Here is a 20,479-nt window from a genome sequence, read left to right as displayed (position 1 = left end):
AGGAGAAGAAACGGATGAATAAGGTTAAGGTTGCCCTCATCGGAGCAGGACTGCGAGGCATCAATTATATGGAATATGCCCTGCTGCATCCCCATGAGCTTGAGGTGGTTGCCGTCGCGGAACCGAATCAGCAGCGGAGGGAACAGTTTAAAGCCAGGCATGGCCTGGAAGATTCGGCGTGCTTTGAGAATTGGAATGATTTCTTTGCAGGGCCCAAGCTGGCAGACGCGGTATTGATATGCACCCAGGATAAGCAGCATTTCGAGCCGACGATGCGGGCGCTGGAGGCCGGCTACCATGTGCTGCTGGAAAAGCCGATGTCTCCAGATCCCGAGGAGTGCATCCGGATGGGCGAGATGGCTTCGCAGGCCGGACTGGTGTTTTCCATCTGTCACGTGCTGCGATATACGCCGTTTTTCACAACTTTAAAGCAGCTGCTGGAGCGTGAGGCCATTGGCCAATTGATGTCGATCCAGCATAACGAGAACGTGGGCTATTGGCATCAGGCGCACAGCTTTGTCCGGGGGAATTGGCGTCGTAAGGAAGATTCCAGCCCTATGATTCTCGCCAAATCCTGTCATGATCTCGATATTTTGCTGTGGCTTGCCGACTCGGATTGCCTTCGTGTATCCTCTTTTGGCTCGCTGAGTCATTTTACGGCAGCGCAAGCACCTGAAGGCGCACCTGAGCGCTGTCTGGATGGATGCCCGGTCTCGGATCAGTGTCTCTATTATGCGCCTGATTTATATTTGACAGAGGATACGAATTGGCCAACGTCGGCGATCAGTGATGATATGAGTTATGATGCCCGTTACAAGGCGTTGCTGGAGGGGCCCTATGGCCGCTGCGTATATCATTGCGATAACGACGTTGTGGACCATCAGGTCGTCAATCTGGAATTTGACAACACCGTTACGGCTGCATTTACGATGAGTGCGTTTACGCGAGATGTCAGCCGTACGATCAAGCTGATGGGAACCCGCGGGGAAATCCGCGGCGCCATGGAGAAGAATGAAATCGAGATCATTCACTTCGGCGGCGGCAAGATCGAGCGAATATCTTTTGAGGATAGAGGCGGGCATGTCGGACACGGCGGCGGTGATATGGGCCTGATCAAGGATTTTCTGAGACTGGTGCAGTCAGGGGGAAGCGATCAAGGGCTGACTTCGGCAAGCCGTTCCGTTCAAAGTCATCTCATGGCGTTTGCGGCTGAGCAGTCGAGAGTGGATGGAAAGGTCATCTACATAAAGGAATTTGAGCAGCGGTTTAGCCTGTCAATGAGCACGAAGTCCGGGAACTAATATACTCAAGCCTGGTTGCTGTTGCAATCGGGCTTGTTTGTATTCTAGAAAGATATGAGATAATGATTGAAAAGTTTAGGCGTTTGGCTTGAATTGGATATAATTGCTCGGGTTATCCTAATCTCAAGAGTATGTCTTTGAACGAATTCAAAATGCCCAGGTACGGGTAATCATGTTTAATTCCAAGACGATACAGGAGGTTAGCATGAAACATACAAACGGTATATCCGATGTTGCGATTCTCGGCATGGGCACGGCTTTGCCGGTACATTCGGTGGCACAGTCGGATATTGCGGATTTAATTGCTTCTACGCTGCAGGATCAACCGGACCTGGCCCGCTTTGCTCGAAGAGTATTTAGATCCTGCGGTGTCGAAACTCGTTATACTTGCGAATCCAACTACCTTGGTTCATTGGAAGAATGCCGCTATCTGCCTTCCCATGACGAGTCCGACATCCCGACAACCGAGGAACGAATGGATACATACAAGCGGGAGGCCCTCCCGCTTGGCATAGAAGCAGCCGAGAAGGCAATGAAAGATGCCGGTATGTCACCGGATCGAATCACGCATCTCATTACGGTCAGCTGCACGGGCCAATACCAGCCGGGCATGGATGTGCTGTTGATTCGTCATTTGGGGCTTTCTCCTCGCGTTAATCGTCTGCCGTTGATATTTCAGGGATGTGCTGCGGGCCTTAAAGCGATTCAGATGGCAAGGGATGTTGTCAGAGGAGCGCCGGCGTCGCAGGTTCTGATTGTGTGCGTGGAGCTTTGCACCCTTCATTTTCAGCCGGTCAAGGAGAGGGAGGCGCTTTTTGCCGCTTCGTTTTTCGGTGATGGTGCCTCCTCTTGTGTTATCGGTAACCCGAAAACGGATCATCAACATTATTTGGAGCTCGGCTCGGGTTACTCGGTCGTGCTACCGGATTCAACGGAGGATATGACGTGGGAAGTAGGCAATACAGGCTATGATCTTTATTTATCGCCGCGTATTCCCAAGCTGCTCGGTACTCATCTGGAGGAAGAAATGCGTGTTCTGCTGAAGGGAGATAAACTCCCGGAATTGTGGGCCATCCATCCTGGCGGACGGGGTATCGTGGATTCTGTCCAGGAAGTCATGGGCCTGACCGATGAACAAACCAAATACAGCAGGGACATCTTAAGAACGGCGGGGAATCTCTCCTCCGTGACCATTATGTTTGTGCTGAGTGCGATGCGTAAGGAGATGCAAGAGTTAGACAATGCTTCCACGGAAGGAATAGCCATGGCCTTCGGCCCAGGCCTGACCGCGGAGCTTATGCGCTTTACTTACGTGAAGGCTTATGCGTCATCGGTTATGGAGCAGGACCATGTCCTTCTTTAGAACCTTATCCATCCGGGCGCAGGAAGAGGAGCTTATGGATGACTTTTCCATGGGAGGGGAAGAGTTGATCGAAGCGCTGAAGCACTTAAGGCGACTGAATCGAATCTTCGCGGCGCCTGGTCCTACCTTAGACGGCGTGGAGAAGCTTTGGAAATCAATTGGCAGCCCGAGTACCCTTAGCATCATGGACGTAGGAGCAGGTTCAGGCGATGTAAACCAGAAGCTGCTGCAATGGTCGGATCAAAGGAGCATCAAGCTGAATATTACCTTGATCGATATGACAAAAGAAGCATGCGATGAGGCTAAGCGCTTGTTTACGAACGAACCGAGGATTCAAGTTCGACGCGCCGATGTTAGAGATTTACCCGATGCATCGGCTGATATCGTGACAGGTTCCCAGTTCATCCATCATTTCCAGGGCGAGAAGCTGGTGGAGATGGTGAGGCATATGCTGAGAGCTTCTATTTACGGGGTCGTGATCAATGACATTCATCGGCATCCTGTACCCTATACGGCAGTCTGGCTTACGACGCGCATCATTTCCCGCAATCGTTATATCCGCCATGATGGTCCGTTATCGGTTGCTAAGGGATTTAAAGGGAAGGATTGGATAGAGTTGAAAAAGCAGCTCAATCACGACACCATGACCTATAAATGGAAGTCGTTGTTCCGTTATTCTGTTGTTATCCCGAAACAGGGGACTCGCTAGTCCTCTACTCGTTACCAAATGAATGTTCTTCATGCAAGCTATAAGGCAGGTGTTCATAAATGTCAAAGCAAGCGGATGTCATCGTCATTGGAGCGGGAGTAGCCGGTACCAGCTGTGCACTACAGCTTGCAAAACAAGGACATCGTACGATATTGCTGGACCGGCAATCCTTTCCGCGCCATAAAACCTGTGGTGAATTCATGTCCCCAGAGACTAAAGAGATGCTGGACTATCTAGGGGTCCAATTACGTGAAACGGTTGAGCCTAGTTCCATGGGCCACGCCAAAATCGTAATGCCGAACGGCGGTGAGATTGACGCTCCGTTACCGGGGCAAGCAACCGGGATCAGCCGTTATGAACTGGATCGCCTGCTGCATGAGAATGCAGTGACCGCGGGCGCGGACATTGTCACGGGAACAACCGTAACCAACATTCAGAAGCTGGATAATCATCGGTATGAAATCGAAGCAAGGCTAGGGAATGAGACCGTTCGATATGAGGCAAGGGCCGTTATAGGTGCGTACGGAACAAAAAGGCCACGCGGCGTTGCCTCTGCCGAGGCGTATCGGGATGATACCGTGTATGTTGGTATAAAATCGCATTATAGCGGCATTACGATCCCTGCTCGGGTTGAGCTGTATTTTTGCGAGGGGGGTTATGTCGGAATATCGCCGATTGAAAAGGGGATGGTCAATGTAGCCGCGCTGCTGACCTTGAAATCAGTGCAGGGCAGCGGCAAATCAGTGCCTGAAATTCTACAGGCCGCTTCACGCACGAACAAAAGGTTAGCCGAACGAATGGCTGAAGGGGAGCCTGTTTCGGGAACCCAGGTATCGATTGCTCCGCTTCATTTATCCAATACGCCGCATCCATGGTCGGAATATCCGCATATCGGAGATGCAATGCTGATGCTTCCACCGCTGTGCGGGGACGGGATGTCGGTCGCTCTGCGATCATCATGGCTATGCTCCGGCTGGACACACAAATATTTACGTGGAGAAGTAAACTTCGAACAATGGCGAGACCAATATACGCTTGAAGCTAACCGTACGTTTAAGGTGCTTCTCAGAAGGGCAAGGAGAATTCAGAACCTCGCTTTTGCCAAAACCAACCGCTTCTATCCAGACATCGCCCGGATGATTCCAGGATTGGCGTCCTATATCGTAAAAGCGACCCGGTTATCCGAATCGGGCATAGGCACCAGATAATAGCCGCATAATTGCGGCTTTTTGTATTAGTTATTCTACGGCTTTGCGTTGACATGAAACAAACATTATTTTATTATGTCCGTAATATAATAGACAAAAATGAATAAAGTTTATTGTTATTAGGAATGGAGAGGTAGTATGCAAGATGAACATTTTTCAGCTAATCCGATCGGAGTCATTCGGAGTACTCTTGATTTCCAGTTCCAAATCGCTTGGCAGTTGCTCGACTTGCATCTCACAGGGCTTCAAGATGAGGAGTTTCATTGGCGACCTGCTTCAAAGGGACTTCATGTTTACCGTGAATCTGAAATCTGGCTGGCAGAATGGCCGGAATCCGAGGAGTATGAAATTGGCCCGCCGAGTATTTCTTGGCTGACATGGCATATCACATACTGGTGGTCAATGGTACTGAATCATTCGTTCGGCAGTGGGACGTTGGCCCGTGAAGAGATCCATTCTATGGGCAACATTCAGGAGACCAGAGATCAAATACATGAATTGAGCTGCGAGTGGAAACGTGAAATGTCGGCCTTGACGGATGATGCGTTCCTTTCTACGGAGCGGACTGTGTGGCCTTTCACGAATAAGCCTTTCCATGAATTGGCGGCCTGGCTTAATCTAGAACTGATGAAAAATGCGGCTGAGATCGGTTATTGCCGTTTCCTTTATGGTGTTCACAAGAAATAATACATGGATCCATGGGGCTAACATCGTATAATGAGATCAGATTCGTTCATTCTTTGAGAAATGGATCGATGTCTTAACCAGATTTGGGAGGTTCTTGAATGCGCATACAGTATGATCGTTTTCCGAATGGCACCAAAAAAGCCTTGACCCTCAGCTTTGATGATGGCCGTGAATATGATCGCAGATTGGTCAAAAAGCTGAACGATTACGGAATTCGAGGCACGTTTCATTTGAACAGCGGCACGCTCGGTAAGAAAGGGTATATTGATGCCTCGGAAGTGGATTCATTATACTCGGGGCATGAGGTATCTGCGCATACCGTGGATCATCCTTTCCTGGAACAAACGCCGCCGGAACAAGTGATTGAACAGGTTATGGAAGACCGGAAAGCGCTGGAAGCTCTGGTTCATTACCCTGTAAAGGGAATCAGCTATCCGTTCGGCACCTATAATGATCAAGTAGTCGGTCTACTTAAGAGTGTCGGTATGGAGTATGCTCGGACGGTAAACAGTCATGGGGCATTTCATAAGCCGGATGATTGGCTTCGTTGGCATCCGACTTGTCACCATAAGGAAATGGTGGAGTATGCGGAGAAGTTTGTACTTATGCAGCAGATGTTTTCTAAGATGGCCATTCTATATGTATGGGGACACAGTTATGAGTTTGAGAATGACCACAACTGGAATCTCGTAGATCGCTTCGGGGAGATAATTGGTGGACGTGATGATATCTGGTATGCCACGAATGCTGAGATATATGCTTACTGCAATGCCTTGAATAAACTTCGTTTCTCGGCGGATTGCCGCATGATCCATAACCCAAGTGCCAAAACCGTGTGGATTAGTGTAGATGGCGAATCGTTAGAACTACAGGGGGGCCAAATCACTCGGCTATAGTCTGTCGCATGATCTTGACCTGCATATTATAGAAGAGGGATTCGATCAATAACGAGAAAAAGGAAGGGCTGCTAAGTTGCTTTGTGCAACCGGGCAGCCCTTATATGTAGCTTAATTAAGAATCGGTCACTCCGTTATTGATGACGATGCGATCCAGTTTCAAATTTACCGGCGCCGCTATCGTATCGCCTACAGGGCATTTACTCTCCAGGAATTCGACGAACTGCTCAACCTTCTCGGCGGACGAAGGCGTTTTGATGTAGAACGCATACCGAATGTCGGAGTATCCTGGCCGTACATCAGAGCGGTTAAAGAATCCGTCCAGGTCAAGGTCGCCTTCTACGTCAACTCTGAAATCTTCAAGGATGACATCGAATTTAGGCGCATATACACGGGCCACGATCGATTGGCATGCCCCCAGGGAGGCGAGCAGAGCTTCAACGGGATTCATTCCGGTATCCGTACCTCCAAGGCTTTTGGGCTCATCGATGACGAACTCGAACTGCCTTACATTTGTAACAACTTTGACTCCTTCTTGCAAATGGGCAGTTGCTTTGAACGTTTGGACACTTGGCATAAAGTACCATCTCCCTTTGTCTGGACAGCCCCATTAAGCGTGAGTGGACTGTACTCTATTCAAATACATACTATTTTACTTGGATTAGTAAGGATTATAATTCTATTTAACATGATCTGTCAATATAGTATGAAGAGACCGAAATGCCGTTCGTGTGTAATCCTATGGTTGAGACTTGGAAGAAGGTAAAAAAAAGAGCGTGTGCTCTCATAACGAAAACACACGCACTAGATCGGTTCCATATTATTATTCGGAAGCCTTATTTTGTTGTTTCAGCAGATCGCGTATTTCTGCCAACAATAGTTCTTCCTTTGATGGAGCCGGAGGTTCTTCGGCCTTCGTTTCTTCCTTGCGTTTGAAGCGATTAAGTGTACGGATGAACATGAAGATCGAGAAGGAGACGATCAGGAAATCTACGACCGTCTGTAGAAATACTCCATACGTCAGGGTTGCATCCCCGATTGTCGCCTTTAGTCCTGATAGATCCACTCCGCCAAGAATCAATCCAATTACCGGCATAATGATATCACTCACCAAGGAGGATACGATTTTGCCAAAAGCAGCACCAATGATAACCCCAATGGCTAAATCGAGCACGTTACCCTTAAGCGCAAAGGTTTTAAACTCTTTTAATAAATTCATAAATAAGTCACCTGCTTTTCAATTCAAAATGTAGGGCGGCATTTCATCTACCACTCGAAATATCCTATCAGCAACTAGTGAAATGCGCAAGATCGTTAAGCCGTATCTTTTTACGGAAAATGCCAACATCGAGCTTTGCACAGTAGAGGTTATATCCATGCGAGCTTTTCGCAGCAATGAATTCTGGACGAACAGCGACACTGCAGATGAACTTGCTAAAGGCATTGCACCACTGACTCTTCCTGTCACTACACTACAGCCATAATATCAAAAAAGCTGCCCGCTTATTAGTTAGCGGCAGCTTTTTTACGTTACGTTATCATATCCAACAGATGCTCTTACAGTTTACTTAGTCCTTCCAGTAGCCGGTCAAATAAAGCCCTTCCATCGCGTAATTTCAAATGGGATCATCATCTACCAGCTTCGCATTTGTCACCACTCTCTCATGTACGTGTATGATTATCGTATTCAGCCTCTTTTCGGGACGCATGGACATTTATAGGGAGGGAACCGTTTGTTTTGATCGGAGTGTCTTACAAAAATGTAAGCTTGTAGAAAGGTTAATCGATAAGTGAATCTTTCATTATGGTTTAGACTGGGGGTAATTGAACATATAAGAAGGTGATATATGATGAGGAATGTGATGATCATTTTATTTGCAATTACAAGCATTATGCTGATGGGGACGTGCAGGGAACTGGAGTTAGAACAAGCAGAATGCGGGGAGATACATTGAAATGGGGATCAAGCGAAGGTCGAATACATGTAACATCATACGTACCTAAAGAAGCCGCAAAGCATGCAGCTTCTTTTCTTTCAATGATTTCACGGTCAGATTCCAATGGGAAGAGACAGAGAGCAGAGGGCTTCCTTGGTTATCCTCTCAATTACGTTCTCGAATCAACTGCTGCAGTTGATTGGTGTAGAAAGTCAGCTCGTTCTCCGAGGACAGATCCTTAAGCAGCGCTTGGATTAGAAAAGAACGTGAACGTTCAGCGGTGAGCTCTTCCCGCAGCATCGCCGTAACCTCAAACAAGTCTTTTTTTCTGGAGTTCGTGATGGACATATCCGGGATGATCGACTCAATCGTATCCATCAGTGCCGTTCTTCGTATTTCTTGCGTATGAGTAAGTGCCTCTAAATCAACCATCGAATATTCCTTCATGAGTTCATCGGTGAGCAGGGGGCGGGGAGCACGTTGTTCCAGTCCCAGCATAAGATCATCCATTCGCTCAGCAATGAAAACAGCCAAATCCTTTTGAATGAGCGGTTTGAATCCAAACAAGACATGAAAGGTATACTCGCGGATCAATCCGTTAAAGACGGCTGTAGCATCCCATTTCCATTCCGCTATCGAATCCCCATAATAACGGAGTAAAATATCCTGGTAATAACGAAACATATTCAATTGAAGCTGATGGATGACAGTACCGATCTTGTCACTGTTCGCCGGTGGGAGCTCGTTATGATCACGCGATATATAATATCCATGCTCGATGAAAAAATCGAACTGATAAGCGATCTCCTCAAGAAATGTTTCCCTGCGGGATAAACCTTTTTTGCGGATCAGTTCTACGGCATCAATCATATCCTGCTGTCGTTTTTCCAGAATACGGATGTACAGCTCTTCTTTGGAACCATAGTATTTATAGATTGAGCCTTTAGCAATGCTGCAATCATCCGCGATATCTTGAATCGAAGTCGCTTGGTATCCTTTTTCAGCAAAGGAGCGAATAGCCGATTGCAATATTTTTTCTTTTAACAAACTCATAGCGCGGCCCCCTTAACGAAGTACAAATAAACCGGATTCGATCACTATCATATCGTTTTTTGCAGAGCAAATCCACAGGCACAATAACGGCGCCTCAATCTTGAACGAGCTTGATATCCGGATATTTCTTCGCTAGTTCATCCATGGCGTTATGCCGTATTCCCTTGAGATGCTTGACGGTTTCTTTTTGGGTTTTCTAAAAATGATACAAGCCGTTAGGATAACGGAAGCCGCGTAGCTAGGAATCATTTGCCATCGGCAATCCTCAACGATGATCTGCGCAACCGTAACGATATATAGCGCGATTAACGAGTAAACCAGCCGGCTTTTCTTCGATTTTGGTCCCCAAATCGTAGCTATAGCCAGAGCGATAATGAATAGTATGATAACCATTTCTCCGAATCTCAAGTTAGTTCCTCCTATGTGTAACGGTTATTGTGGTTTATCGATGTCTGCTGTTCAAAGGAAGGAAGATTCATCGGTTATTTGTTTAGGTTTTCTAAGAAACAAGCTGAGTACCAGTCCTACGCAAGCAATGCAGGCAGCCAGGAAAAAGGTGTCCGCAAAGGATGCAGCATGGGAATCCATAGGGTTGGCTCCAACAGCGTTACTCGGCAGGCTTGACGTCATCCGGGAAGATAAATATCCCGTGAAGCCGGCTACGGCAAACGAGGCGATGACCTGCTGTGATGCACTCGTGAGCGGAGTAACCCGGCTTACAAGGTGCTTAGGGGTTGCATTTAATACATGCGTATTCAGGGACATCATCGATAACCCCATGCCGGAGCCCATGAAGAACAATACGATCATGACGAGTAGTAAAGGAGTATCGGTTCGAACAAAGGACATCGTGAACAATGCAGCTGTCGTCAGCGTCATTCCGGCCACAAGCGGGGGACGTGCGCCCACCTTATCAAAAAGCTTTCCTGCCAGAGGCATAAAGATCATGGAACCGACTGCCTGCGGCAGCAGGATGAGCCCGGTCGTCAGCGGAGTGAAACCTCTAATCTGCTGAAGAAGCAGCGGGAATAGCAGCACGGAGCCGAACATCGCTGCCTGCATGATCCAGGAGATGATGATGCCACGTGTAAAATCAGCCGATCTGAACGCACGCAGCTCAAGCAGCGGTTGTTTATGCCGTAAGCAGGACCAAATGAAGAGAAGAAGCGCAATCCCGCCGATAATGATTCCGGATAAAGTCTTGGCGGAAGTCCAGCTTACCCCTCCTTCACTGACTCCATAAGTAATCATGGCAAAAGCTGCGGGTCCAAGCAGCATGCCGACAATGTCCAGAGACGGAGCTTCCTTTTCTGAAAAGGAAGGCAGATGTTTGATGCCCACGTATAGTCCGATCATGCCAATGGGGAGATTGATCAGAAATATCCATTGCCAGCTGACAAACTCGATCAGCCATCCGGACAATACGGGACCGAGCGCTGGTGCAAGCAGTAATGGAATTCCAAACATCCCTATGATAGAACCTCTTTTGTCCGGAGGTGCCAAACGGTATACCATCGCCATTCCGATTGGCGATACCATGCCGCCACCCATGCCTTGAATAACCCGAAAGGCGATGAGCTGCTCGGCTGTCTGGGCAAAAGCACATAACACGGATCCTATCGTAAACAATCCGATCGATATGAGAAACACTCGTTTGGGCTGAAATTTATCCGACAGCCATCCCGCGAGAGGGATGACCGCGGACAATGCAAGCGTGTACGCGGCGATCAACCATTGAATGGTATGCAGGGGGCTATCAAAATATTGAACTAGCGTAGGTACGGCGACATTGACAACCGTGCTGTCCAACAGAACCATGAAGGTGCCGATGATGACGGCCAGTAATGGCGCAAGGATGTCTTTAATTGCAAAAGCTCTTTCTTCAGAGGTGTTACCGACAATTGCAGATGGATCTGACATGATGGTGAACCTGCTTTCTTTTAAAAATTTCGAGATTTGTACTTTATAGTTTTTAAAAAAACCAACCAGTCATTTATAATAGTAACGATGAACGTAATTTGTGTCAAACGGGCATCCAAGCTTTATGCGACCGTTACCCTTGAAGGTGTAAGCAAACCCTTTAACTTGGATATTCCGATACAAAAATAAATTCGCAATTGATAAGAAATATACGTACATTTGGCATGCTATGATCTGAAGGGAGAGGAAGTCTTGGAAGCAAGCTGGTTTTGACATTTAATTTACTTATACGAGGGAGTGTACCAATCGATGATTAGCAAAGTTGGTCAAATTATGGTGTATGTGAATAATCAGGATCAAGCCGTAAAGTTTTGGACTGAAGTGGTAGGATTTCAAGTCATATCAGAAGAAAATAACGGTGAAATGAGATGGATTGAAATTGCTCCTACGAAGGAAGCAGAAACAACCATCATTCATTCTGCATGATAAGGAGCTCGTAGCCAAAATGTCGCCAGGATTACATTTGGACACACCTTTTTTAATGTTTATCACGGACGATTTCGATGCGCTGCACAGCCATCTAACCAGCCACAATATCACGGTCGGCGAAGTGGTGAATATGCCTTCCGGTAGAGTGTTCAACTTTGCAGACTATGAAGAAAACTATTTTGCTGTCATGGAAAAATAATAATAACCGGTCCGTAAGAACAACCATAGATCACATGGATGTGAAGTCGCCTATCTGGCGGCTTTTTGTATGTCTTTTATAGGGAAGAAATACTCCTGCTGACATGCTTTTGCCGCTTGATTCAGACCGATGAGATGATGTGCGTTATACTTTTTCCCTGCATTCGCTATAATGGATACAGTGATTTAAGGAAAGGAATGTCATGCATGAAGAACGTGATCGTTATTGGTTCGGGAATACTTGGGGCATCGACTGCTTATCAGTTAGCCAAAATGGGAGCGGAAGTGCTTATTATAGACCGCAATGATAAAGGACAGGCTACGGATGCCGCCGCAGGCATCATCTGCCCCTGGCTATCGCAAAGACGGAATCAGGCTTGGTACCAATTAGCCAAGGCCGGCGCGCGTTATTATCCTGAGTTAGTAAAGGAGCTCATCAGCGAAGGCGAGACAGAAACAGGTTACGCACAGGTCGGGGCTCTTAGCATTCACGAGGATTTGGATAAAATCCGCAAGATGGAGGAACGGGCCTATAACAGAAAAGCGGATGCTCCGGAAATCGGTGAGATAACCCGGCTGAATGAGGAAGAAACCCACGAGCGTTTCCCATTGCTCCGAGAAGGCTATCATTCCGTTCACATTAGCGGCGCAGCCCGTGTCGATGGTCGTGCACTGCGCGATGCGCTGATCCGGTCCGCTCAGAGGAATGGGGCCAAGCTTATAAACGGGGATGCCGCATTGTTATATCAAGCAAATCGCGTAACCGGAGCAGCTGTCGGAGCAAGCAGCTTTGCGGCAGATGAAGTCATTGTTTGTGCTGGTGCATGGGCTAATCAGCTGCTTCAGCCACTAGGCATTCATTTTCAGGTTCGTTTTCAAAAAGCGCAAATCATGCATGTGCAGGCGGCTGATCAGCAAGATACAGGCGCTTGGCCGGTCGTCATGCCGCCATCGGATCAATATTTACTCTCTTTTGATAACCAGAAGATTGTGATCGGAGCGACTCACGAAAATGAAGTCGAAGGCTACGATACGAGAATAACAGCCGGCGGCATGCAGGAAATCCTGAATAAAGGATTGGTCTTGGCGCCGGGACTAGCTGACAGCACGTTTCAGGAAGTACGTGTCGGATTTCGTCCGTTTACCCCTGGATTTCTTCCGGTAATAGGTGCTGTCCCTGGCTGGGAAGGCCTTATAACGGCAAACGGCCTGGGCGCGTCAGGACTGACGATGGGCCCCTTTATCGGTAGTCAATTGGCGAAATTGGCTCTTGGAATACTACTGGATATCGACATCGATGCCTATGATATCCGTACAGCAATCGAAGAGAGTTGAAGCATGGCTAATCGGTTTTGAGCAAGCAATTGGTGAGCGGCATCTTCAGTCACGGGATCATGCGTGCATGTGGACGAAGTGAGGTTGAATTTGAATATGAGGAAAGCCGCGAAATTCGCGGCTTTTGTTGTTGAGAGAGATTGGTTTCCAATTGATTATACGGCGGATAATGATTCGTTCACGCTTTTTGCTTTCAGCCTGCCAAACAGGAAGCGTACGGTTGGTCCTACAATGAGGAGTTGAAGCGGCAGCGCAAACACGAAATTTTTAATGAAGATGGAGAAGTAGCTTCCAAGCAGTGATTCCCCTCCGAGCCCGTTTGCATAGTAGGAGGACGCTAGCCCGTACATGGACATAAAAGTAACCATGCCGATCACCATACAAAACGCCATCATCACAATCATAAGAATTTTACTGGATTTATTACGCAAAAAGGAAAAAACAACTTTCTTTGCTATGGGTCCGACAACAAACGATTCCAATAAGAAGGCAATCACAAAGCCCAACGCCAATTGCAGGAGTATGACCATAAACGATATTTTCCCAATTAATCCGTTTGTGAACAAATTGTAGCAGGTCATCATGATAACCATCCCCGCACACATCATCAAACCAAAATACACACTTTCTTTTTTTGTCGCTGGCAATTTCATCATCCTTTCTAGTTACCTTTGTCATTATAGAGATTGGAGAAAGCCTCTCGTAAGTGAAAATTTTGTGAACATTTTCTGAAAATATTCCTTTGTAAAGTAAAACAATGACTAATTTTATTGCGACACCGTCTCGGTATACAGGACATGTTTATGATCAAAAAGAAGCGGCAGTTTCAGGAAGATGTCCAGAACATGTTCTCGCTAGTTGATGAGCTCATTCAAGATCGTAGGAAGTATGGCGGTGAAGAAGAGGATTTGCTCGCGCATATGCTGGAAGGCGTCGATCCTGACACAGGCGAGCGCCTGGATCAAGAGAATATTCGTTATCAGATGATAACGTTTCTTATCGCGGGGCATGAGACGACAAGCGGATTGCTGTCCTTTGCTATTTATTATTTCTGAAAAATCCGGATAAATTGCAAAAAGCGGTAAGCGAGGTGGACCACGTCCTGATAGATCCCGTGCCGACTTACAACGCAGAAGAGGCTGCCGCCTGGCTATCTCGGCTGGAGGCGTCGGGATAATATGTAAAAGACGTCTGGGCGGGATGAATGTCATACCAGCGACGAAATTCGATCTACAGATCTCCTTTCGATCCAGTACTGTTTTTATGTTAAGATGATCGTACATGAGTAATCGAAGAGATTCCAAGGAGAGTGTGACTTATGCGCGAAACAGAATCCTGTGTTCCGACTGGCGTAAAACCTCATGACACCGGCTTTGGTTATACGTTATCCTTGATCGGCGGTAAATATAAAATGATTATCTTGTACTGGCTGTCTGAAAATAAGGTAATGCGGCATAATGAGCTGAAGCGAAGCATTGGTTCGATATCCTTTAAAACGCTAAGCATCATGTTAAAGGAGCTGGAGGCCGATGAGCTAATCGTTCGAACGGAATATCCCCAGGTCCCTCCAAAAGTCGAATACACCTTGTCGGAACGCGGACTCTCCCTCCTTCCTGTGTTGCATATGATGTGCGAGTGGGGAGAGAAGAACAGTTTGCCGGCTCCGGAAGCTGTACAGCGTGAAGCGTGAGGTTTTGTTATATCCAAAGAAGTATTTCCTTGTCCAAGGAAATACTTCTTTTTATAACGGCTTCATTCGGTTTAATTATCACAGGTTGTCTATGAACTTCAAATAGTCTCGTGCACTTATATCCAGCGCGCTATCAGGAGGCGATAGGTCCGTGTCAGGCGTGTTGCCGCCAGGAGCAGCCTCTTGCTCATAGTAGGCAAAGAACGAACGATAATCGGCGTCGCAGTAGAGGAAGGTCGTTTCAAAAGGAGTTAGGATCTCGGCAAGCGTGTAGCGATACCTCCCGTCTTCCCGATAATCTTCTTTCTTAATGCCGGCGGATACAGCTAAAGCCACTTTCCGATTCTTTAATTTATCGCCGTTTGAGCCGTAAGCCCAACCATAAGCAAAAACATCGTCAAGCCATTTCTTGAGGAGAGGCGGGCAATTAAACCAATAGATCGGAAACTGCAAAACAAGATGACTATGCGATTCGATAAGCTTTTGTTCTTGTTGCACATCAATCTTCCCATCGGGGTAAACCTTATGCAATTCGTGTACGGTATATTTTTCCGGGTATTGTCGGAGTTCTTCTACCCACCGCTTATTAATGACGGATGTTTTCAGGTTTGGGTGTGTAACGATAACAAGAGTTTTCAATGATTTGTCCTCCTTGAGTTTGATTGATATCCTTGAGTATAAAGCGATCACTGCAATTATGTAAGTATGCACTTTTAGTACAGGTACTTACCAAAAGGTGAGTGCTGTAAAGGACAATACCGTTAATACATTGTAGAGTCACAGAAAAATAAATGACAACCATGATTGCATATTATGATATATAATAATTTGCACTGAGTGTATTAGAATGAGCTCTCGCGGGTACATAATTTCTAGATCACTCTCTGAATGACCGTTAAATGTATGTAAGGTCTAAATTCGGAGATATTATCTGGTATCATATTATTTTCATAAAGGAGTTCTTGTTTAATGGTAGATTTTTTTATGAAATTCAATCCCATTATCCAAGCATTACTAGCCACCTTGTTTACTTGGGGAATGACGGCATTAGGGGCGGCTCTTGTTTTTTTTACAAAAACCTTGAACCAGCGCCTGCTGGATAGTATGTTGGGTTTTGCCGGCGGTGTCATGATTGCGGCCAGTTACTGGTCCTTATTGGCTCCAGCCATCGAGATGTCGGAAGGCAATGCGATTGGAAACTGGTTTCCGGCAGCCTTTGGATTTTTATTAGGTGGAGTTTTTATATGGGGAATCGATAAGGTATTACCCCATCTTCATCCCAATTCTCCGATTGGAGGAGCGGAAGGATATAACCCCAAAGTGAGAAAACGGAGTACTCTGCTGGTACTCGCAATTACCCTCCACAACATTCCTGAAGGGTTAGCGGTCGGGATCGCATTCGGTGCGCTTGCCAATGGAGGGACTGAAGCATCGCTGGTGGGGGCTTTGACGCTGGCTTTGGGAATCGGTATTCAAAACTTCCCGGAGGGCGTTGCGGTTTCCATGCCTCTGCGAGGTGACGGAATGTCTCAGAGAAAAAGCTTTTTCTATGGACAATTCTCGGGTATGGTAGAACCCATTGCCGCGGTAATCGGCGCGGTAGCCGTCGCCTTTATTGAACCCATGCTTCCTTACGCATTGAGTTTCGCGGCCGGTGCGATGATTTTCGTTGTAGCCGAAGAGGTCATACCAAGCTCGCAAGAAAAAGGGAATAAGGATTTGGCTTCCATGAGTTTAATGTTCGGTTTTGTATTGATGATGATTCTTGATGTGGCGTTGGGATAGCGCAAAGAACAGCCAGCCGGGTGCGGACTGGCTGTTTTGCTGTTCATATCGGTTGAATGGGAGTAGGGTTTACACGCCATGCTATCATGTAATGATCGTATGTGATTTTCCCGGCTAAGCTATACTGGACTAAAGTCGAGGTTCCCGTCTCATTCGCGGGACCAATGCTCAAGTCTCTAAATGGATGCTATACTGAATAGGACTTCAGGATTTGGCAGGAGAGAGACAAAAAGGGACGACGGAAGGAATGGGAACAAGCTATGCAAAAGAAAACAGGTATATTGATCGTAGTGGCCGGCGTACTGCTGCTGCTCTTTACGATGAACCCGATGAACATTTTTTCGGATGTACCATTCGGATTTTCCTTTAAGACCAAAAAAATTAATGAAGAGAAAACATTCGCCGCTGATGATTACCGGGATTTGTCCCTACAGACTGGAAGCTCCGACATTGAAATCACCAAAGGAAATGCAGACGAGATTAAAGTCCGGTTGAACGGAAAGGTAAGCACGAAAAATGCAGACCAAGTGAAATTGAAGGTCGAGCCGAACGGAGATACGCTGGTAATCGGGGTTGATGTTCCTGACGGTATTGAGCTTGGCGTGAATATTATGGATGTCGATTTAACCGTGGAATTACCGGAAAAGCAATGGACAGAGGCCCAAATTGAAAGCGGAAGCGGCGATATCGAGATCGGGAAGATGCGGGGAGATGCTGTCACCGTTAAGGCAGGCAGCGGGAATATCAATATTCAAGAAGTAAATGCAGGCTCACTTTCGGTGTATACGGGCAGTGGTGATATTGAGGCAATGGAGATTGAAGCCGAATCCTTCATGCTGGAATCAGGATCCGGCACTATAGAGGCGGAACGCTACCATGCCACAACGGTGAACTTTCAGGCTGGAAGCGGGGACGTTGAACTGAAAGACGGGGAGTCGGCCTTACAAGGAAAGACAGGCTCCGGAAACATACACCTGGAATCGGAGCGGTTGATCCATAATACCGACCTCCGAGCCGGAAGCGGGAACGTAACCATCGATCTGGCTCAAGAGCCTTCCTCCCTCGAAGTTGATTTTCAAGGAAGCTCCGGTGAAGGGAAAATCGAGTGGGACGGAATACAGTTTGAGGTGAAAGACGAAGACGAAGGCAGGCTGAAAGGGACGTTCGGCAATGGCGACATAACGCTGAAAGTTCGCACAGGCTCTGGAAACTTCAAGCTGGAATAAAAAGTTGATCACACAATAGAATTTGACGAGTTGAAGAGAAGACACCCCGAATTGGTATTCTCCCCTCATGGCAGACAACGAAAAGGAGACATCTGTTAAGATGGCCTTCATGTTGTCTGCCGGAGGGGTTTTTTCATGGGAAAAACAGGACGTGCCAACAAGAAAATATGCTGAGGCTGTTAAGAAAGAGGCCGTGCGGCTAGTTATTAGGAGAACATGTTCTATCGCCAGGCGCCGGACGACCGGGCTGCGGAATATGACACAGACGGAGGTTGCCAGCCTTGAGGAAGAAGCGGCTTCTGAAGCTGGCGGACGTTTCGGGTTGATTATTGCAAGTGTGCGGGAGGCTTATGAGATGATGCACGAAAACAACAGGAGCAGCTGCTAATAGAACACACTATGGCTTCCACCTCTGGAGCCACCCTTCTGTACTTGCGTATAACACTCGTCTCATCTCACGGAACGCTCAAGAAAAATGAAACGACCGCTTCCCATTGGAGTTCCGGGAAACGGTCGCAGCTTACAGATGTCACTTTATTGGCGTCAACTTGGCAGGGGTATGACCAACTTCGATGTCTCTTTCATTAAAAACCAAAGGCTTGTTGAATCAGTCTCGCATAGATGGCGGCAGCTTCCTTGCGCAGAAGTTTGTCGGACGGCCGGTAATCGGCAGCCCCGTGTGCGTCTGTTGTCACCTCGGGTCCATGCATCCCGGATCCGACCATGAACTGTACGGCTTCGTCTGCCCATGCAGCCGGTTTTGAGCTGAGTTTAGCCGGAACCGCCTTGGCACCAAGGGTGTTTTGTGCCACACGCCATATTATAGCAGCAGCCTCTTGGCGCGTGATCGGCTGATCCGGTTCAAAGTTCTGGGTCGGTGTGCCGGTGACACCCCCCATGTCCGCGACATTCTGCACATAACCTGCGAGTGGGTGCCCTTGCATATCCTTGAACGAACTCGGGTTATCGCTAGGCTTCATCCCGGCCAGCCGGCTCATAACACTGACAAACTCTGCCCGCGTAATCGGTTCATTCGGTCGGAAGGTGGATTGCTCATTCTCTCCAAAAGCCTTGAGGGACTGTAAGAAGTAGATATCCTTGGCATAAGGGTCCTCTTCCGGAACGTCGCTGTACCCAGCAGGCTCCTCGAGCTTCTCTGACATGCTGTCTATCGCCGTATAATACATATACGTCACATTGCCGTTATGATCTTCCTTGAACGCGGCCGGCGTACCGTTCTCATCTACGAATCGCAGCGGACCGACCGGCTCGAGTTTATGTTCGCCCAATGCATCCGAGACCAATAACTCACCTTGGCCAGCCTTCACCTGCGTGGCGATAATCGGTGTTCTCAAACTTCTGAACATGCCCTCGAATTTCTTGAGCTGCTCCTGATTAAGCGGGAAGTCGTTCTGCTGAACCTGCTTCTTCGGATAAAAATGATCCATAAACGCGGTGAAAAATTCGGCTCGTATCGATGTGCTCACGTCACTGTTAACAACGATCAGGCCTCCGACATTCTGGTCGGGAAGAAGCCAAAGCCAGGAATGATAGCCATCCAAATCGCCACCTTTGCCAATGAGGGTTTGGCCGTTATGGCTGCTGTGCATAAACGACTCAAAACCGTATGACATCAACGGAAGACCGGCTGCATCATAATGCGTCTGATGCATCAAGTGCATGGTCTCTTCCTTCATTATGCGGGAAGATCCGAACTGGCCCTTATTTAGATGGGCCGTGATGAAATTGGCCATATCGGTACCGGTGGCGAACATGCCGCCTTCCGGTGCGATGGTAGGTATGTTTTGGTATGGCTTATACGGATGACGTTTGGCATTGTAGCCAGTGGCAAGGTTTGCGATGATATCCTCATCCATCCGAAATGCAGCGTGCTCCATCTGTAGCGGAGTGAAAATATGCTTTTTTACATAATCTTCAAACGGTTCTCCCGATACCCGCTCGACAATGTAGCCCTGCATGGAGGAGGCTAGATTATCGTAGCGGTAAGCCTCTCCTGGTGTGCGAACCACAGCTGGTGCATTTAACCGGATAAAGTCGGCAAGCGGCATCTCGCCCTTCTGAATGATATGCTGCGGAAGCGAGTAGTCGTCCGTAAAGTCGAAGCCAGTCGTATGGGTCAATAAATGCTCAACGGTGACAGGTCTCCCGGTGTTGTTGGTGATCTTAACATCCGGCATATAATCGGTTATGTTTTGCTTCAGGTCGATCTTCCCTTCCTCTACAAGTTGCATGACCGCCGTCGCAGTTATCGATTTGGATATCGAGGCCATGCGGAACAAGGTCCGATCGGGATCAATCTTTTTCTTGGATTCAAGGTCGGCATAGCCGTAGCCCGTATTCAGCAGTACCTTGTCGTCTTTTACGATCACAACAAGCGCACCGGCCAGCATGTCCGAAACCTGGGGTTTGGCAAAATAGGCGTCGGTGAACGCCTTGACTTCTTTGGAGCTCAGTACCGGTGCTCCCGTATGCTGTGTTAAGGCTGTACTTGAGGCGGGTTTAGCCGTATCGGCAAAGATATCGGCAGGGAAAGCCAGCAGGCTAGCGGACAGTACGGAGGCTCTCAGGACACGAATGGTTCTGGATTTGCTTTGTTTATTTGGCTTCATGGGTTCCTCTCCTTGTCAATCGTATTGGATTTCCACTTCATGGTAGACGATG

19 protein-coding genes and 2 pseudogenes are annotated in these 20,479 nt (G+C 47.6%); 13 read left to right on the top strand and 8 right to left on the bottom strand.

Annotation, left to right across the window (positions count from 1 at the left end; genetic code table 11):
• The first annotated feature begins 14 nt into the window (after window positions 1–14).
• From DP091_RS22940 to DP091_RS22915, 6 genes are all read left to right on the top strand, one after another.
• Window positions 15–1,301, top strand: coding sequence for a Gfo/Idh/MocA family protein (locus DP091_RS22940; protein WP_113060430.1), 1,287 nt, complete (start codon window positions 15–17; stop codon window positions 1,299–1,301).
• A 205-nt stretch (window positions 1,302–1,506) separates the two neighbouring features.
• Window positions 1,507–2,664 (top strand): type III polyketide synthase, encoded by a 1,158-nt coding sequence (locus DP091_RS22935; RefSeq protein ID WP_113060429.1) that lies wholly within the window; start codon window positions 1,507–1,509, stop codon window positions 2,662–2,664.
• Window positions 2,651–3,373, top strand: a complete 723-nt coding sequence (locus tag DP091_RS22930; protein ID WP_113060428.1) for a methyltransferase domain-containing protein — start codon at window positions 2,651–2,653, stop codon at window positions 3,371–3,373. The genes DP091_RS22935 and DP091_RS22930 overlap by 14 nt, the downstream gene beginning before the upstream one ends.
• 59 nt (window positions 3,374–3,432) lie before the next feature.
• Window positions 3,433–4,581, top strand: a complete 1,149-nt coding sequence (locus tag DP091_RS22925) for an NAD(P)/FAD-dependent oxidoreductase (RefSeq protein WP_113060427.1) — start codon at window positions 3,433–3,435, stop codon at window positions 4,579–4,581.
• A 138-nt stretch (window positions 4,582–4,719) separates the two neighbouring features.
• Window positions 4,720–5,268: a DinB family protein gene (locus DP091_RS22920; protein ID WP_113060426.1), complete on the top strand. Its 549-nt coding sequence runs from the start codon at window positions 4,720–4,722 to the stop codon at window positions 5,266–5,268.
• 98 nt (window positions 5,269–5,366) lie between these two features.
• A complete protein-coding gene (locus DP091_RS22915) occupies window positions 5,367–6,164 on the top strand; it encodes a polysaccharide deacetylase family protein (RefSeq protein ID WP_113060425.1) in 798 nt (265 codons plus the stop codon).
• A 115-nt stretch (window positions 6,165–6,279) separates the two neighbouring features.
• Here the strand turns inward: DP091_RS22915 and DP091_RS22910 are convergent, their stop codons facing one another.
• The 5 genes from DP091_RS22910 to DP091_RS22890 form a co-directional block, all read right to left on the bottom strand.
• Window positions 6,280–6,741, bottom strand: a complete 462-nt coding sequence (locus DP091_RS22910; protein ID WP_113060424.1) for an OsmC family protein — start codon at window positions 6,739–6,741, stop codon at window positions 6,280–6,282.
• 246 nt (window positions 6,742–6,987) lie between these two features.
• Window positions 6,988–7,383: a large conductance mechanosensitive channel protein MscL gene (gene mscL, locus DP091_RS22905; RefSeq protein WP_113060423.1), complete on the bottom strand. Its 396-nt coding sequence runs from the start codon at window positions 7,381–7,383 to the stop codon at window positions 6,988–6,990.
• An 883-nt stretch (window positions 7,384–8,266) separates the two neighbouring features.
• On the bottom strand, window positions 8,267–9,154 hold the full coding sequence (locus DP091_RS22900; protein WP_113060422.1) for a TetR/AcrR family transcriptional regulator: 888 nt from the start codon (window positions 9,152–9,154) through the stop codon (window positions 8,267–8,269).
• A gap of 132 nt (window positions 9,155–9,286) precedes the next feature.
• Window positions 9,287–9,562 carry a hypothetical protein gene (locus DP091_RS22895; protein WP_181469900.1) on the bottom strand — a complete coding sequence of 92 codons (276 nt, stop codon included), beginning with the start codon at window positions 9,560–9,562 and terminating at the stop codon, window positions 9,287–9,289.
• A 51-nt stretch (window positions 9,563–9,613) separates the two neighbouring features.
• Window positions 9,614–11,074 carry an MDR family MFS transporter gene (locus tag DP091_RS22890; RefSeq protein WP_113060421.1) on the bottom strand — a complete coding sequence of 487 codons (1,461 nt, stop codon included), beginning with the start codon at window positions 11,072–11,074 and terminating at the stop codon, window positions 9,614–9,616.
• Window positions 11,075–11,383: 309 nt separating this feature from the next.
• Between DP091_RS22890 and DP091_RS22885 the strand changes: the two are divergent.
• Together DP091_RS22885 and DP091_RS22880 are read left to right on the top strand one after the other, a co-directional pair.
• Window positions 11,384–11,762 (top strand): annotated as a pseudogene (locus tag DP091_RS22885) (VOC family protein).
• Window positions 11,763–11,968: 206 nt separating this feature from the next.
• Window positions 11,969–13,096 carry an NAD(P)/FAD-dependent oxidoreductase gene (locus DP091_RS22880; protein ID WP_113060420.1) on the top strand — a complete coding sequence of 376 codons (1,128 nt, stop codon included), beginning with the start codon at window positions 11,969–11,971 and terminating at the stop codon, window positions 13,094–13,096.
• Window positions 13,097–13,251: 155 nt separating this feature from the next.
• Here DP091_RS22880 and DP091_RS22875 read toward each other — a convergent pair whose 3' ends face one another.
• On the bottom strand, window positions 13,252–13,743 hold the full coding sequence (locus tag DP091_RS22875; protein ID WP_113060463.1) for a DUF2798 domain-containing protein: 492 nt from the start codon (window positions 13,741–13,743) through the stop codon (window positions 13,252–13,254).
• Window positions 13,744–13,875: 132 nt separating this feature from the next.
• On the opposite strand from DP091_RS22875, the pseudogene DP091_RS22870 reads away from it, so the two are divergent.
• Window positions 13,876–14,222 (top strand): annotated as a pseudogene (locus DP091_RS22870) (cytochrome P450); the annotation flags it as partial.
• 192 nt (window positions 14,223–14,414) lie between these two features.
• Window positions 14,415–14,786, top strand: coding sequence for a winged helix-turn-helix transcriptional regulator (locus DP091_RS22865; RefSeq protein WP_113060419.1), 372 nt, complete (start codon window positions 14,415–14,417; stop codon window positions 14,784–14,786).
• 78 nt (window positions 14,787–14,864) lie between these two features.
• Here the strand turns inward: DP091_RS22865 and DP091_RS22860 are convergent, their stop codons facing one another.
• On the bottom strand, window positions 14,865–15,425 hold the full coding sequence (locus DP091_RS22860) for an NAD(P)H-dependent oxidoreductase (protein ID WP_113060418.1): 561 nt from the start codon (window positions 15,423–15,425) through the stop codon (window positions 14,865–14,867).
• 330 nt (window positions 15,426–15,755) lie between these two features.
• On the opposite strand from DP091_RS22860, the gene DP091_RS22855 reads away from it, so the two are divergent.
• The 3 genes from DP091_RS22855 (at window position 15,756) to DP091_RS22845 (ending at window position 18,185) form a co-directional block, all read left to right on the top strand.
• Window positions 15,756–16,571, top strand: a complete 816-nt coding sequence (locus DP091_RS22855; RefSeq protein ID WP_071221625.1) for a ZIP family metal transporter — start codon at window positions 15,756–15,758, stop codon at window positions 16,569–16,571.
• A 260-nt stretch (window positions 16,572–16,831) separates the two neighbouring features.
• The gene (locus DP091_RS22850; RefSeq protein WP_113060417.1) at window positions 16,832–17,797 is read left to right on the top strand and encodes a DUF4097 family beta strand repeat-containing protein; all 966 of its coding nucleotides are present in this window, start codon (window positions 16,832–16,834) and stop codon (window positions 17,795–17,797) included.
• Window positions 17,798–17,948: 151 nt separating this feature from the next.
• Entirely contained in the window at window positions 17,949–18,185 is a 237-nt protein-coding gene (locus DP091_RS22845) for a hypothetical protein (protein ID WP_146747015.1), read from the top strand.
• Between the two features lie 196 nt (window positions 18,186–18,381).
• Here the strand turns inward: DP091_RS22845 and DP091_RS22840 are convergent, their stop codons facing one another.
• Window positions 18,382–20,427 carry a serine hydrolase domain-containing protein gene (locus DP091_RS22840; RefSeq protein ID WP_113060415.1) on the bottom strand — a complete coding sequence of 682 codons (2,046 nt, stop codon included), beginning with the start codon at window positions 20,425–20,427 and terminating at the stop codon, window positions 18,382–18,384.
• Window positions 20,428–20,479 lie beyond the last annotated feature (52 nt).

Source organism: Paenibacillus sp. MDMC362, from assembly GCF_003269305.1.
Classification (GTDB): Bacteria; Bacillota; Bacilli; order Paenibacillales; family Paenibacillaceae; genus Paenibacillus_AQ.
This window is presented reverse-complemented; position numbering and strand designations above follow the sequence as displayed.

What these genes read in the sequence shown, in the direction of transcription:
- DP091_RS22940 (WP_113060430.1), top strand. Translation starts at nt 15, where the DNA reads ATGAATAAGGTTAAGGTTGCCCTCATCGGAGCAGGACTGCGAGGCATC.
- DP091_RS22935 (WP_113060429.1), top strand. Translation starts at nt 1,507, where the DNA reads ATGAAACATACAAACGGTATATCCGATGTTGCGATTCTCGGCATGGGC.
- DP091_RS22930 (WP_113060428.1), top strand. Translation starts at nt 2,651, where the DNA reads ATGTCCTTCTTTAGAACCTTATCCATCCGGGCGCAGGAAGAGGAGCTT.
- DP091_RS22925 (WP_113060427.1), top strand. Translation starts at nt 3,433, where the DNA reads ATGTCAAAGCAAGCGGATGTCATCGTCATTGGAGCGGGAGTAGCCGGT.
- DP091_RS22920 (WP_113060426.1), top strand. Translation starts at nt 4,720, where the DNA reads ATGCAAGATGAACATTTTTCAGCTAATCCGATCGGAGTCATTCGGAGT.
- DP091_RS22915 (WP_113060425.1), top strand. Translation starts at nt 5,367, where the DNA reads ATGCGCATACAGTATGATCGTTTTCCGAATGGCACCAAAAAAGCCTTG.
- DP091_RS22910 (WP_113060424.1), bottom strand. Translation starts at nt 6,741, where the DNA reads ATGCCAAGTGTCCAAACGTTCAAAGCAACTGCCCATTTGCAAGAAGGA.
- mscL (WP_113060423.1), bottom strand. Translation starts at nt 7,383, where the DNA reads ATGAATTTATTAAAAGAGTTTAAAACCTTTGCGCTTAAGGGTAACGTG.
- DP091_RS22900 (WP_113060422.1), bottom strand. Translation starts at nt 9,154, where the DNA reads ATGAGTTTGTTAAAAGAAAAAATATTGCAATCGGCTATTCGCTCCTTT.
- DP091_RS22890 (WP_113060421.1), bottom strand. Translation starts at nt 11,074, where the DNA reads ATGTCAGATCCATCTGCAATTGTCGGTAACACCTCTGAAGAAAGAGCT.
- DP091_RS22880 (WP_113060420.1), top strand. Translation starts at nt 11,969, where the DNA reads ATGAAGAACGTGATCGTTATTGGTTCGGGAATACTTGGGGCATCGACT.
- DP091_RS22865 (WP_113060419.1), top strand. Translation starts at nt 14,415, where the DNA reads ATGCGCGAAACAGAATCCTGTGTTCCGACTGGCGTAAAACCTCATGAC.
- DP091_RS22855 (WP_071221625.1), top strand. Translation starts at nt 15,756, where the DNA reads ATGGTAGATTTTTTTATGAAATTCAATCCCATTATCCAAGCATTACTA.
- DP091_RS22850 (WP_113060417.1), top strand. Translation starts at nt 16,832, where the DNA reads ATGCAAAAGAAAACAGGTATATTGATCGTAGTGGCCGGCGTACTGCTG.
- DP091_RS22840 (WP_113060415.1), bottom strand. Translation starts at nt 20,427, where the DNA reads ATGAAGCCAAATAAACAAAGCAAATCCAGAACCATTCGTGTCCTGAGA.